12 protein-coding genes are annotated in these 12,324 nt (G+C 70.2%); 7 read left to right on the forward strand and 5 right to left on the reverse strand.

Going from position 1 to position 12,324, the window contains the following annotated elements; translation table 11 throughout:
• The first annotated feature begins 74 nt into the window (after window positions 1-74).
• The gene (locus H7F53_RS14330; RefSeq protein WP_379542888.1) at window positions 75-833 is read left to right on the forward strand and encodes a M23 family metallopeptidase; all 759 of its coding nucleotides are present in this window, start codon (window positions 75-77) and stop codon (window positions 831-833) included.
• A gap of 163 nt (window positions 834-996) precedes the next feature.
• On the opposite strand, the gene galU is transcribed toward H7F53_RS14330, so the two are convergent.
• Window positions 997-1,869 (reverse strand): UTP--glucose-1-phosphate uridylyltransferase GalU, encoded by an 873-nt coding sequence (gene galU, locus H7F53_RS14335; RefSeq protein WP_379542887.1) that lies wholly within the window; start codon window positions 1,867-1,869, stop codon window positions 997-999.
• 231 nt (window positions 1,870-2,100) lie between these two features.
• On the opposite strand from galU, the gene murA reads away from it, so the two are divergent.
• Together murA and H7F53_RS14345 are read left to right on the forward strand one after the other, a co-directional pair.
• A complete protein-coding gene (murA, locus tag H7F53_RS14340) occupies window positions 2,101-3,384 on the forward strand; it encodes a UDP-N-acetylglucosamine 1-carboxyvinyltransferase (RefSeq protein ID WP_185680188.1) in 1,284 nt (427 codons plus the stop codon).
• Between the two features lie 84 nt (window positions 3,385-3,468).
• Window positions 3,469-3,714 (forward strand): hypothetical protein, encoded by a 246-nt coding sequence (locus H7F53_RS14345; RefSeq protein ID WP_185680189.1) that lies wholly within the window; start codon window positions 3,469-3,471, stop codon window positions 3,712-3,714.
• A gap of 39 nt (window positions 3,715-3,753) precedes the next feature.
• Here the strand turns inward: H7F53_RS14345 and H7F53_RS14350 are convergent, their stop codons facing one another.
• The 3 genes from H7F53_RS14350 to H7F53_RS14360 form a co-directional block, all read right to left on the reverse strand.
• A complete protein-coding gene (locus tag H7F53_RS14350) occupies window positions 3,754-4,017 on the reverse strand; it encodes a ribbon-helix-helix domain-containing protein (protein WP_185680200.1) in 264 nt (87 codons plus the stop codon).
• Window positions 4,018-4,019: 2 nt separating this feature from the next.
• Window positions 4,020-4,742: an acetoacetyl-CoA reductase gene (gene phbB, locus H7F53_RS14355; protein ID WP_185680190.1), complete on the reverse strand. Its 723-nt coding sequence runs from the start codon at window positions 4,740-4,742 to the stop codon at window positions 4,020-4,022.
• Window positions 4,743-4,895: 153 nt separating this feature from the next.
• Window positions 4,896-5,666, reverse strand: coding sequence for a hypothetical protein (locus H7F53_RS14360; RefSeq protein ID WP_185680191.1), 771 nt, complete (start codon window positions 5,664-5,666; stop codon window positions 4,896-4,898).
• Between the two features lie 331 nt (window positions 5,667-5,997).
• On the opposite strand from H7F53_RS14360, the gene H7F53_RS14365 reads away from it, so the two are divergent.
• The 4 genes from H7F53_RS14365 (at window position 5,998) to holA (ending at window position 10,586) form a co-directional block, all read left to right on the forward strand.
• The gene (locus tag H7F53_RS14365) at window positions 5,998-6,381 is read left to right on the forward strand and encodes a DUF3576 domain-containing protein (protein ID WP_185680201.1); all 384 of its coding nucleotides are present in this window, start codon (window positions 5,998-6,000) and stop codon (window positions 6,379-6,381) included.
• A 79-nt stretch (window positions 6,382-6,460) separates the two neighbouring features.
• A complete protein-coding gene (leuS, locus tag H7F53_RS14370; protein WP_185680192.1) occupies window positions 6,461-9,016 on the forward strand; it encodes a leucine--tRNA ligase in 2,556 nt (851 codons plus the stop codon).
• Window positions 9,013-9,558 carry an LPS assembly lipoprotein LptE gene (gene lptE / locus H7F53_RS14375; RefSeq protein ID WP_185680193.1) on the forward strand — a complete coding sequence of 182 codons (546 nt, stop codon included), beginning with the start codon at window positions 9,013-9,015 and terminating at the stop codon, window positions 9,556-9,558. The genes leuS and lptE overlap by 4 nt, the downstream gene beginning before the upstream one ends.
• The gene (holA, locus tag H7F53_RS14380; protein WP_185680194.1) at window positions 9,555-10,586 is read left to right on the forward strand and encodes a DNA polymerase III subunit delta; all 1,032 of its coding nucleotides are present in this window, start codon (window positions 9,555-9,557) and stop codon (window positions 10,584-10,586) included. Before lptE ends, holA begins: the two co-directional genes overlap by 4 nt.
• Before the next feature lie 386 nt (window positions 10,587-10,972).
• Here the strand turns inward: holA and H7F53_RS14385 are convergent.
• Window positions 10,973-12,324: L,D-transpeptidase family protein (locus H7F53_RS14385; protein WP_343062086.1), on the reverse strand; the 1,352-nt coding region annotated here is incomplete at its 5' end.

The following is a 12,324-nucleotide window of genomic DNA, read 5'->3' on the forward strand; positions in this document are numbered from 1 at the left end:
CGAAGCGAAAGACAGGGTCAGCGCGGACCGTCTGCCTCGGCAGGTGAGAGCCGAAAAGACTGAGGTACGACTGAGTGGTTGTTCTTGCGTGTGTTCCGAAGCTGCGCGGCCTGGCCGGACTGGTCGCTGCCGTCGCTTCGCTGTTCGGGGCCCAGCCCGCTTTCGCCAACGCCAGCGCCAACGCCGATATCCTGGCTCCGCTGCGGGCCGCCCAAGCCGCCCGTCACCAGAGCGGCGATGAGGAATTCCGCTCGCTGTTCGCCAACTGGCAGTCGCTGGATCAGGGTGGCGCCCGCGCTGCCCTCGTGGCCCCGGCGATGAACGGGGCCGGTGCCCGCATCGGCGGCGTGATCCCCGGCTTCGCGACCGACACGGTTTCCATTCCCTCGCTCGTCCCGGTCGAAGGCGTCCGCCTGACCAGCGATTTCGGCATGCGCTGGCACCCGGTGCTGGGTGGCCGCCGCGCGCACAAGGGGGTTGATCTTGCCGCCCCTGCCGGCACCCCGATCCGCGCCTCGGCCGATGGCGTGGTCGAGCGGGCCGACTGGTTCGCCGGCTACGGCCTCTACGTCGCGCTGGAACATGGCGGTCAGATCGAGACCCGCTACGGCCACATGTCGCGACTGAACGTGGCCGCTGGCCAGCGCGTCCGTAAGGGCGACGTGATCGGTTATGTCGGCTCGACCGGCCGCTCGACCGGCCCGCACCTGCATTATGAGGTGCGCATCGGTGGCGAAGCGGTGAACCCGATCCCCTATCTCCAGTCGGGCACGGTCAGCACGCTGGCTGCTGGCACGACGCAACTCGCCTTGGCCGAGACCGACGAAGACTGATCACACCACAACCTGCCGCACCGCGCGAAGACGCGGACGGAGATCGCCCCTTTGGAGAGGGTGCAAAGGAAAAGGGCGGCCCGCGAGCCGCCCTTTTCTGTTTCGGTTGGCCGATGCAGCCGGGCCAAGCCAACCGAGTAGCCGACCGTCTGGGCTGCGCGCCCTAGGCGCCAAGCATGCGGCGCGCCATGGCGCGAACCTCGTCGGCCATGTCCTCGCGCTCGAGCGCCAGCGCCAGGGTGGCCTCGACGAACCCGGTCTTGCTGCCGCAGTCGAACCGCCGCCCGGCAAAGGTTACGGCATGGAACGGCTGGCTGCCGATCATCCGCGCCATCGCGTCGGTCAGCTGGATTTCCCCGCCGGCGCCCTTTTCCTGGGTTTCGAGCGTGCGCATCACCTCGGGCTGAAGGATGTAGCGCCCCGAAATGATCAGGTTGGACGGGGCGTCCTCGCGCCGGGGCTTCTCGACCAGGCCGGTCACTTCGGTGAGGCTGGGTGAGACCTGCGCGCCCGGCGCGATCACACCATAGCTCGAGACCTCCTCCGCGGGCACCTCGAGCACCGAGATCAGGTTGCCGCCCACCGCATTGTAGGCCTCGACCATCTGCTTCATGCAGCCGGGCGATCCGATCATCAGTTCGTCCGGCAGGAAGATCGCGAAGGGCTCGTCGCCGACGATCGCCCGCGCGCACCAGATCGCATGACCCAGCCCGAGCGGGACCTGCTGGCGGACGGTGACAAGGTTGCCCGGCTGGATCCGGGTGGCGTCGAGCACCGACAGGTCCTTGCCGCGCCCGCTCATCGTCGATTCAAGCTCGTAGGCGGTGTCGAAGTGCTCGACGATCGCGGTCTTGCCGCGCCCGGTCACGAAGATCAGCTGCTCGATCCCCGCCTCGCGCGCCTCGTCCACCGCGTACTGGATCAGCGGCCGGTCGATGATCGGCAGCATCTCCTTGGGGATCGCCTTGGTCGCGGGAAGAAAGCGCGTGCCCAGGCCAGCGACCGGGAAGACTGCCTTGCGAACGGGTTTCGGCACGATGGTGATGACCTCTCGACTGTTGTTGCCTGTGGCGGACCGGCAGGCTGGCTGCCATCAAGCAGATGCAGTCCGCGGCTGCAACACCCCAGCCCGCAAGCGCATTCCGCCCCCGGTCCGCCCGATGTGGTAGTCCGGCCTAGCGCCGTGGTCTTGCAGAACCGTGAATCGCGCGGGGAGAGCGCGGCGGCGAGGATTGCACGGGGCCGGGGCGGGCCCTAAACGGGGCCGATGGATAAGATCATCATCGCGGGCGGCAAGCGCCTGTCCGGCACCATCCCGATTTCGGGCGCGAAGAATTCGGCGCTCACGCTGCTGCCCTGCGCGCTGCTCACCGACGAGCCGCTGACGCTGCGCAACCTGCCGCGGCTGGCCGATATCGACGGGTTCCAGCACCTGCTCAACCAGTTCGGCATCTCGACCACGATCGCCGGTTCGCGCCCCGAGGATTTCGGCCGGGTGATGACCCTGGCGGCGACGCGGATCACCTCCACCGTCGCCCCCTATGAACTGGTGCGCAAGATGCGCGCCTCGATCCTCGTGCTGGGGCCGATGCTGGCGCGGATGGGCGAGGCCACGGTCTCGCTGCCCGGCGGCTGCGCGATCGGCAACCGCCCGATCGACCTGCACCTCAAGGCGCTCGAAGCCTTCGGCGCGCAGATCGAGCTGGCCGCAGGCTATGTCCGCGCGATCGCCCCCGATGGCGGGCTGCCCGGCGGGCGCTACTCGTTCCCGGTGGTCTCGGTCGGGGCGACCGAGAACGCGCTGATGGCCGCCGTGCTGGCGCGCGGCAAGTCGACCCTCCACAACGCCGCGCGCGAGCCGGAAATCGTCGACCTGTGCCGCCTGCTGGTGGCGATGGGCGCGCAGATCGAGGGAATCGGCACGTCCGACCTGACGATCCACGGCGTCCCCCGCCTCCATGGGGCCACCTACCGCGTGATGTCCGACCGGATCGAGGCTGGCTCCTATGCCTGCGCCGCGGCGATCACCGGGGGTGAGGTGACGCTGCAGCATGCCGTGGTCGAGGAGATGGAGGCCACGGTCCAGGCGCTGCGCGATGCCGGGGTCACGGTCGAGCCGCGCCCCGAGGGGCTCTATGTCGCGGCCGATGGCCCGCTGCGCCCGGTCACGCTGTCCACCGCGCCCTATCCCGGCTTCGCCACCGACATGCAGGCCCAGCTGATGGCGCTGCTGTGCCGGGCCGAGGGCGCCTCGGTGCTGACCGAGACGATCTTCGAGAACCGCTACATGCACGTGCCCGAGCTCAACCGGATGGGCGCGCACATCGAGACCAAGGGGCGCACCGCGGTGGTCCACGGGGTGCCCAGACTGACCGGCGCCGAGGTGATGGCGACCGACCTGCGCGCCTCGATGAGCCTGGTCATCGCGGGGCTGGCCGCCGAGGGCGAGACCCAGGTGCACCGGCTGTACCACCTCGACCGCGGCTATGAGCGGCTGGAGGAGAAGCTCTCGCTGATCGGTGCGCAGGTGGAGCGCGTCGGCGGAGAGTGAGCCGCCGCGCGGTTCGCGCGGGAACCGGATGGCCCTGCTCGTGCGTTGAACGGCCAAGCGCCCTTCACGCAGGAGTACGGCAGCATGGCCTTGATCAAACTCGCTTTCGCCGGAGCCGTGGCCTATGGCCTCTACCGCTATGCCCAGCGCAGCAGCGGCGGCCAGACCGATCATGCCGCCTTCGCCGCCGGGGAAACCAACGGCACCAACTTCGCCAAGGTTCGCCATGCCGGGCCCGCGGCGATGCGCTCCGATCCGACCGAATGGGACAAGGCCGACCAGGCCAGCGACGAGAGCTTCCCGGCGAGCGACCCCCCGGGCACCTACTGAGTTCCGCGACGGGTTCGGCAGCGCCCGGACGGAGTCGGCTCAGCCGGCGTCGTCCGGCGCCTGCCAGCGGGCCGCCAGCCAGCACCGGATCGCGCCGGCCAGCCCCGGCGGGCGCGGCGCAACGATCCGTTCGGCATCGATCCGGCCGACCAGCGCGTTGAGCGGCACGCCCTCTTCTGCGGCGGCCCGGCGCAGCAGCTCCCAGAACAGCGGCTCGAGACTGATCGAGGTCTTGTGACCGGCAATCTCGACCGAGCGCTTGACCGGGGGATGGTAGGGCGCCGGACCGGCCGTGCCGGCCATGGTCAATACATGTGCTGCCCGCCGTTGATCGACAGGGTCGACCCGGTGATGAAGGCGGCCTCGTCCGAAGAGAGGAAGGCCACGCCGCGGGCGATCTCCTCGGCATGGCCGAGCCGGCCGACCGGGATCTTGGCGATGATCTTCTCGAGCACGGGTGCCGGCACGGCGGCGACCATGTCGGTGTCGATGTAGCCGGGCGCGATCGCGTTGACCGTGACGCCGTACTTGGCGCCTTCCTGGGCCAGCGCCTTGGTGAAGCCGTGGATGCCGCTCTTGGCCGCGGCATAGTTGACCTGGCCGTACTGGCCGGCCTGGCCGTTGATCGAGCCGATGTTGACGATCCGGCCCCAGCCGCGCTCGCGCATGCCGGGGAAGGTGGCCTTGGCCATGTTGAAGCATCCGCCGAGGTTGATCCGCATCACCTCGTTCCAGTCCTCGAAACTCATCTTGTGGAGCACGCCGTCACGGGTGATGCCGGCATTGTTGACCACGATGTCGACCGGACCGAGCTCGGCCGCGATCTGCGCGCAGCCGGCCAGCGTGGCCGCGTGATCGCCCACGTCAAAGCGGTAGGCGGGAATGCCGGTTTCGGCGGCGAAGGCGTCGGCGGCGGCGCTGTTGCCGGCATAGTTCGCGGCGACCTTGACCCCCTGGGCCTGCAGCGCCAGGCAGATCGCCTTGCCGATCCCGCGGGTTCCGCCGGTTACGATTGCCACTCGCGTCATGCAGGATCTCCTTCGCCCAAATTGTCCGGCCATTGGTGCGGCCGCGGCTCAAGGTTACGAAACCCGGCGTATTGCACAAGGTCCGAATGCGTATTCAGGCCGAAAGAATAAGCCCGCGCCCGGCTACCCGCCGGGCCGGCCCGGCAGGCGGGCTCAGAAACGGAACTGGGTGCCGACGTAGACCGCCTGGGCGTCCTTCTGGCCATCGGGGACGACGGTGACCAAGCGATCGCGGTCCTGCGAATAGCGCACCCCGGCGGTGACATCGATGTTGCGGGTCAGGCGATAGCTGCCGCCGAAATCGACCGTCTGCTCGCCGCTCGCCTCGAGCGTGCGGGGCGCGCGCCCGGTCTTCTCGCGCTGGTCGAGCGCCAGCCGCGCGGCCAGCCGTGACGGCTCGTCCGTGCCGCTCGAGGCTTTCGGACCCAGCTTGAACGCGGCCAGGTCGGGCATGTCGGTACGGCGCAGCTCGCCCGGGATGACGAAGTTCTGGAACCCGCGCGAGACGCCCAGGCTGTAGGCGGTGGGCGCGATGCGCAGCCGGCCGAGGCCATTGCCGAGCACCCCGCTCGGCGCACGCACGGTGATGTCGCCCGCGGCTTGCGGATCGACCCGGACCGCGACCGTGACCGAGCGGTCGGGCCGGGTGGTGTTGCCCGCCGGGGTGAAGCGGAACAGCTGGCCGCGGGTCAGGCCGGGGACGGTCATCGGGCGGGCGAGCAGCGGGCTGGCGGTGGTGGGCGGAAGCACCGCCAGGCTCCCCGCGCTTTCGGCGGCGGGCTGCGGCCGGCCGTCGAACCCGCTCGAGAAGGCCAGCACCGCGCTGGGCAGGGCGAGGCAGACCACCGCACCGGACAACAGCAGCGCGGGGCTGAGGCCGCTGGGCCGTCCCGTCCGTGCCGATGCTGGTTTGCCGCGTATCATCACCCCACCCTGATTCCGGTGCACGCTCCGGTATATAGCGCGGATCTGAACCGGAGCAAAACCGCTGGCAAGCGGAAACCGCGCCATTCAGTCGGGGTTAAAGCCCGGCAAGGTCATGGAACGCATCCCTTGCTCTTGTCGCTGGGCTGGCGGGGGCTATAGAGACCCAGGTGGGTGGCCGCGGTGGCGGCGGGACCGGCGCCGCGGCGGACGGACCAAACGATAGGACGACGAGACGATGACCGGCATTGTGGCTGCAGCCTTCCCCTTCCTTCGTGCCGCGGGACGTCCGCTTGCCACGGCTGTGGTTGCCGGCGCGCTGGTGTTCGGCATGGCCGGGTGCAGCAAGAAAAGCCGCCCGAAGGCCGATCTCGCCGCCTCGAAGATCACCACGATCGGCGTCAATTCCTACCTGTGGCGCGCCACGCTCGACGCGCTGTCGTTCATGCCGCTGCTCCAGACCGACAGTGCCGGCGGGGTCATCGTCAGCGACTGGTACGCCAATCCGCGCAACCCGGGCGAGCGCGTCAAGGTCACCGTGACGATCCTCGACCAGGACCTGCGCGCCGACGCGCTGCGCGTCGCCGCCAGCCGCCAGGTGTCGCAGAACGGCGCCTGGGTCGATGCTCCGGTCCAGGCTGCAACGGTCCAGCGGCTCGAGGACATCATCCTCACCAAGGCCCGCGATCTGCGTCGCGCAGCGGTCTCGGGCTGAGCGCCGGCCGGGGCTCGGCACCCGCCACCTCCACGAGCCCCCTCGACAAGCGGGGCGCAGGCGATAAGGGATCGGCCCCATGACAGCCGCCATTCCTCCTGCCGCCACTCTGCCGGGTGAGCGCTTCGATCCCGCCACCGCCGATGCCCGCTGGCAGCGCGCCTGGGAACAGGCCCAGTGCTTCCGCGCCGATGACGCCAGCGCCAAGCCGCGCGCTTTCGTGCTCGAGATGTTCCCTTATCCCTCGGGCCGGATCCACATCGGCCACGTGCGCAACTACACGATGGGCGACGTGCTGGCCCGCGCCAAGCGCATGCAGGGCTGCGAGGTGCTGCACCCGATGGGCTGGGACGCCTTCGGCATGCCGGCCGAGAACGCGGCGATGGAGAAGGGCGTCCACCCCGGCGGCTGGACCCGGCAGAACATCGCGACGATGAAGGCCCAGCTCCAGCGGCTCGGCTTCGCGCTTGACTGGAGCCGCGAGCTCGCCACCTGCGAGCCCGACTACTACGGCCACGAGCAGGCCCTGTTCCTCGATCTCTATGCGGCGGGGCTGGTCTACCGCAAGGAATCGGCGGTCAACTGGGACCCGGTCGACATGACCGTGCTGGCCAACGAGCAAGTGATCGACGGGCGCGGCTGGCGCTCCGGCGCGCTGGTCGAGAAGCGCAAGCTCAACCAGTGGTTCCTCAAGATCACCCAGTTCGCCGACGATCTGCTGACCGGGCTGGGCAGCCTCGACAAGTGGCCCGAGAAGGTCCGCCTGATGCAGGAGAACTGGATCGGCAAGAGCCAGGGGTTGCAGTTCCGCTTCGACCTGTCGGACGGCGGCACGGTGGAGGTCTACTCGACCCGGCCCGACACGATTTTCGGCGCCACCTTCGTCGCGGTCGCGGCCGATCACCCGATCGCGCAAGGGGTGGCCGCGGGCAACCCGGCCGCACAGGACTTCATCGCGCTGTGCAAGCAGGGCGGGACCACCGCGGCCGAGCTGGAGACGGCGGACAAGCTGGGCTTCGATACCGGGATCACCGCGCGCCATCCGTTCACCGGGGCGCCGCTGCCGGTCTACATCGCCAACTTCGTGCTGATGGACTACGGCACCGGCGCGATCATGGCCGTGCCCGGGCACGACCAGCGCGACTTCGATTTCGCCACCAAGTACGGCCTGCCGATCGTCCGGGTGGTTGCCGCCAGCGCCGATGATGCCGCCAAGCCCTTCGCCGGCGAGGCCGAGGCGGGCGACGGGGTGATCGTCAACTCCGGCTTCCTGGACGGGATGAGCGTCACCGACGCCAAGCGCGCGGTGATCGCCCGCGCCGAGGCCGAGGGCTGGGGCCAGGGCCAGACCGTCTGGCGCCTGCGCGACTGGGGCGTCAGCCGCCAGCGCTACTGGGGCACACCGATCCCCTTCATCCACTGCGAGATCTGCGGCGTGGTGCCGGTGCCCAAGAAGCATCTGCCGGTGACCTTGCCGGAGGACGTCTCCTTCGACGTGCCGGGCAACCCGCTGGACCGCCATCCCACCTGGAAGCACGTCGACTGCCCGCAGTGCGGCAAGCCGGCGCGGCGCGAGACCGACACGCTCGACACCTTCGTCGACAGCTCATGGTACTTCCTGCGCTTCGCCAGCCAGCCCGCCGACCGGCCGTTCGATCCGGCCGAGATCGCCCGCTGGCTGCCGGTCGAGCAGTACATCGGCGGGATCGAGCACGCGATCCTCCACCTGCTCTATGCCCGCTTCTGGACCCGCGCGCTGGCGCACATCGGGCTGATTGACGTCAAGGAGCCCTTCGCCAGCCTGTTCACCCAGGGCATGGTCACGCACGAGACCTATTCGCGCCTCGATCCGGCCAGCGGCCAGCCGGTCTGGTTCGCCCCGGGCGAGGTCGAGCGCAGCGGCGAGGGCGCCTTGCTGAGGGCCGATGGCCAGCCGGTCGAGATCGGCCGGGTGATCAAGATGTCGAAGTCCAAGAAGAACGTGGTCGATCCGGACGAGATCGTCGCGACGTACGGTGCCGACGCGATCCGCTGGTTCATGCTGTCCGACAGCCCGCCCGAGCGCGACCTGCCCTGGTCCGAAGCCGGGATCGAAGGCTGCGCGCGCTTCGTCCAGCGGTTGTGGCGCCTGTTCGGCCAGTTCGACGGCGCGGCGAGCGGCGAGGACAAGGCGCTCGCCCGCAAGACCCACCAGACCATCGCCGCCGTGGCCGACGATATCGCCGCGCTGTCGTTCAACAAGGCGGTGGCGCGGATCTACGAACTGACCAACGCCACCGAGAAGGCCGCGCCCTCGGCCAGCCGCTCGGCCGCGATCCGCACCCTGCTGCTGCTGGTCGCGCCGATGATGCCGCATCTGGCCGAAGAGGCCTGGGCGGCCATGGGCGAACCCGGGCTGATCGCCGAGGCCGCCTGGCCTGCGGTCGATCCGGCGCTGCTGGTCGATGACGAGGTGACCGTGGCGATCCAGGTCAATGGCAAGCTGCGCGATACGCTGACCGTGGCCAAGGGGCTCGACAAGGCGGCGCTCGAGGCGCTCGCGCTCGCCAGCGGCAAGGTCCAGGCCCAGCTGGCCGGGGCCGCGCCGAAGAAGGTGATTGTCGTTCCGGACCGGCTCGTTAACGTGGTGGCATGAGCCGCACCCCCCCGTCGCGCCGGCTGGCCCTGCTTGGGCTGGTGCTGGCCACGCTCCCGCTCGCCGGGTGCGGCCTGCAGCCGATGTATGCCGGGGCCAGCCGCGGCGCCGTGGCCGCGGGGCTGGCCGGGATCACCGTCCCGCCGATCGAGGGCAAGGCCGGCTGGCTGGTGCGCAATGCCCTGACCGACCGGCTGGCTGCGACGAATCGCAACGGCGATGCCGCGCCGCGCTATCGGCTCGACGTGCGGCTGGATGACCGGCTCGAGGGTTTCGGCCTGCTCTCGGACGATACGATCGGGCGCGAGCGGCGCATCCTGCGCGCGCGCTACCAGCTGGTTGACCTCGCCAGCGGCGAGATCGTCTATGACGCCACCGCCGGGGCCGATGCCGGGATCGACGTGGTCAGTTCGGAATTCGCGACGATCGCGGCAGAGAACACCGCGCTGGAGAACCTCTCGCGCGAGGTGGCCCAGCGCATCGTCACCGGTATCGCCCTGCAGCTGCGCCAGGGCGCGACGCCGCCGCCTCCGGTGCGATGAAGGCCACCCAGAAGGATTTCGCCGCGGTGGCGCCCCGCGCCGCGCGCGAGGCGCGGGTGTTCTTCCTCTGCGGCCAGGACGAGGCCGGGATCCAGGACGGCGCGGCGCGGATCGTCGGCCTGCTCGACGATCCGGGCGAGCGGATCGAGCTGGCCGGGGCCGATCTGCGCCGCGATCCGGTGCGACTGGGCGACGAGGCCCGCTCCACCTCGCTGTTCGGCGGCGCGCGGCACATCGTCGTGCGGGTCAGCGGGGACGAGGCGGCCGAGGCCGTGGCCAACCTGCTCGACGGCCACGGCGAGGCCTGCCCGGTGATCCTGTTGGCCGCCAACGCGACCGACAAGAGCAAGACCGCCAAGCTGCTGGGCGACCGTTCGGACGCGCTGGTCGTCACCTTCTGGCCGCCCGATCTCAAGTCGGTGGCGGGCGCGGTGCGGACCATGGCCGATGCCGCCGGGGTGCGGATCGACGGCGCCATGGCCGAGCGGATCGCCCGCGCCGCCGGGCTCGACACGCGGATCGCGCGCAGCGAGATCGCCAAGCTGGCGCTCTATCTCGATGCCGGGCCGGAATCGCCGAAATCGGCCGATGCCGCGGCCTTCGAGGCGATCGGCGCGAGCACCGAGGAGGACGGCTTCATGCCGCTGGTCAATGCCGTGCTCGGCGGCGAGGCGGGGCGCATCCCGGGCGAGCTGCGGCGCATGCGCGAACTGGGGCTCAACCCGGTGGCCGTCGTGCTCGCGCTCGAGCGGCGCGCCGCGCAGCTGGCAGCACTGGCCGCCAAGCTCGGTCCGCGCGGCGACGTGCGCCAGGTGATCGAGGCGGAAAAGGCGGCGCGGCGGATCTTCTGGAAGGACGAACGCGATCTCACCCAGCAGCTCAAGCGCTGGCGCGGCCGCCGGCTGGAGCGGCTGGTCGCCCGCACCGCCATGCTGCACCGCCAGTTGCTGGCTAACAGCCAGAGCGCCGAGCTGTTCCTCGCGCAGGGGCTGGCCGAGATCGGCCGGGTCGCGGCGGCGAAGGGGTAGGGGTCTAGGGATGTAGGAGTGTGGGGCTAGCGCGCCACCCCGTCATCCCGGGCTTGACCCGGGACCGGTGCCCGGATTCATCCGGGCTCGCGTCGATGAGGCCCGCGGTCCCGGGTCAAGCCCGGGACGACGATGTCCCCCCCACAGCCCCGGCGCGGCGGCGAAGGGGTAGGGGGATCGAGCAGGCCTGGTCGTTTTCTCCTGACCCGAACCTTCCTCGTCACCCTGAACTCGTTTCAGGGTCCATCTGGCCCGGAGAGCCGGGGTCAAGGGAGACGTACCAGTCCTGGCACCTTGTCCCCCATGCTCCGCGTCCGCGGCAGGATGGATCCTGAAACGGGTTCAGGATGACGGGATCGGGAGATGGGGGGCTTTGCCCCCGTCCCTCACAGCCCCGGCGCGGCGATCGCCTCGACCTTCTCGTCGATCGTGCGCTGGCCGGTCTTGGGCTGGCGCGGTTGGGCGAAGCTGGCGAGCACCGGCGCATCGCGGCCATAGATGTCGGGCCAGGTGAGCAGCTGGCCGGAGATGTCCTTGGCCATGGTGAAGTAGCCGATGTAGACCGGCATCGGGCTGGTCAGGGGCACCTTGGTGTACTTGCCCGACTGGCTGATCGCGGTGACCTCTTCCGGGGTCTTGCCGGCCTTCAGCATGGCCAGCATCATGCCCAGCTCCAGCGCCCGCTCGGTGCGCACGCAGCCGTGGCTGTAGGCGCGGCTCACGGTGTTGAACAGCCCGCGCGCCGGGGTATCGTGCAGGTAGATCGCATGGGGGTTGGGCATGTCGATCTTGACCATGCCCAGCGAGTTGTTCGGCCCCGGTTGCTGCACGACCACCATCATGCCATCGGGCAGGGTCGTGACGGCATAGCCATCGCGCTTGGCCTTGGCCGGGTTGTTGACGTACTTGGCGCCTAGCCCCTCGCCCACCACGATCGACTGCGGCACGGTCCAGGTAGGGTTGAACACCACGTTCTCGACCTCTTCGGCCAGCTGGGGCGTGGCGGTCTTGCCCGGTTTGCCGACGATCGTCTTGTAGGTCCGCACGATCCTGTCGCGCCGCACCAGCCGTAGCTGGAACTCGGGCACGTTGGTCATCAGGTAGTATTCACCCAGATCGCGGGTGAACCAGCGCCAGCGGTCCATGTTGGCGCGGATCAGCGCGCGGGTCTTGGCATCGGCGCGCGGGGTGCGGGCCAGCGCGTCCTTGAGCACGGCATAGTCGGGATAGGTCGGATTGAGCGCCGCCAGCGTGCCGGCAATGTCGTGGCTATCCAGCGCGCGGGCCATGATCGCGTCGGTCGGGTTGACGTCGACGTCCTTGTCGACCGCGAACCACTGAACCCGCGCGTTCATCGGGGTGCGCCCGTCGCGCAGGTCCTCGGCCAGCCAGGCGAAGGACTTGCTGGCCACCTCGTTCAGCGCGTCGCCCTCGCCGGCGGCAATCGCGGCCCGCAGGGCGGCGGGCTTGTAGTCGGCCGGGGCGAGGCCCTCGGCCCCGATCCCGTCGATCACCGCGAGCAGCGCCTTCGCGTCGGCCAGCGACCAGGCCATGATCGGCTCGCTGACCGGCGCTGGCGGTAGCACGGCGGCCGGGGCCACCCCGGCGTCGGCGCCGCTCGCCGCGGTGTTGCCGGGCAGCGGGCTGGAGCCGGGGGTGGCCGGAAGCGGGGCGGCCGGGACCGGGGTGGTCGCGGCCGGGGTGGTCGGGGCCGCTGCCGCCGGTGCGGCGCGGGGCG

The organism is Novosphingobium piscinae (genome assembly GCF_014230355.1).
GTDB classification, from domain to species: domain Bacteria; phylum Pseudomonadota; class Alphaproteobacteria; order Sphingomonadales; family Sphingomonadaceae; genus Novosphingobium; species Novosphingobium piscinae.

Bases quoted from the DNA above. Each gene is read 5' to 3' on its own strand.
- murA (WP_185680188.1), top strand. From the start codon at position 2,101: ATGGATAAGATCATCATCGCGGGCGGCAAGCGCCTGTCCGGCACCATC.
- H7F53_RS14345 (WP_185680189.1), top strand. From the start codon at position 3,469: ATGGCCTTGATCAAACTCGCTTTCGCCGGAGCCGTGGCCTATGGCCTC.
- H7F53_RS14350 (WP_185680200.1), bottom strand. From the start codon at position 4,017: ATGGCCGGCACGGCCGGTCCGGCGCCCTACCATCCCCCGGTCAAGCGC.
- phbB (WP_185680190.1), bottom strand. From the start codon at position 4,742: ATGACGCGAGTGGCAATCGTAACCGGCGGAACCCGCGGGATCGGCAAG.
- H7F53_RS14360 (WP_185680191.1), bottom strand. From the start codon at position 5,666: ATGATACGCGGCAAACCAGCATCGGCACGGACGGGACGGCCCAGCGGC.
- H7F53_RS14365 (WP_185680201.1), top strand. From the start codon at position 5,998: ATGGCCGGGTGCAGCAAGAAAAGCCGCCCGAAGGCCGATCTCGCCGCC.
- leuS (WP_185680192.1), top strand. From the start codon at position 6,461: ATGACAGCCGCCATTCCTCCTGCCGCCACTCTGCCGGGTGAGCGCTTC.
- lptE (WP_185680193.1), top strand. From the start codon at position 9,013: ATGAGCCGCACCCCCCCGTCGCGCCGGCTGGCCCTGCTTGGGCTGGTG.
- holA (WP_185680194.1), top strand. From the start codon at position 9,555: ATGAAGGCCACCCAGAAGGATTTCGCCGCGGTGGCGCCCCGCGCCGCG.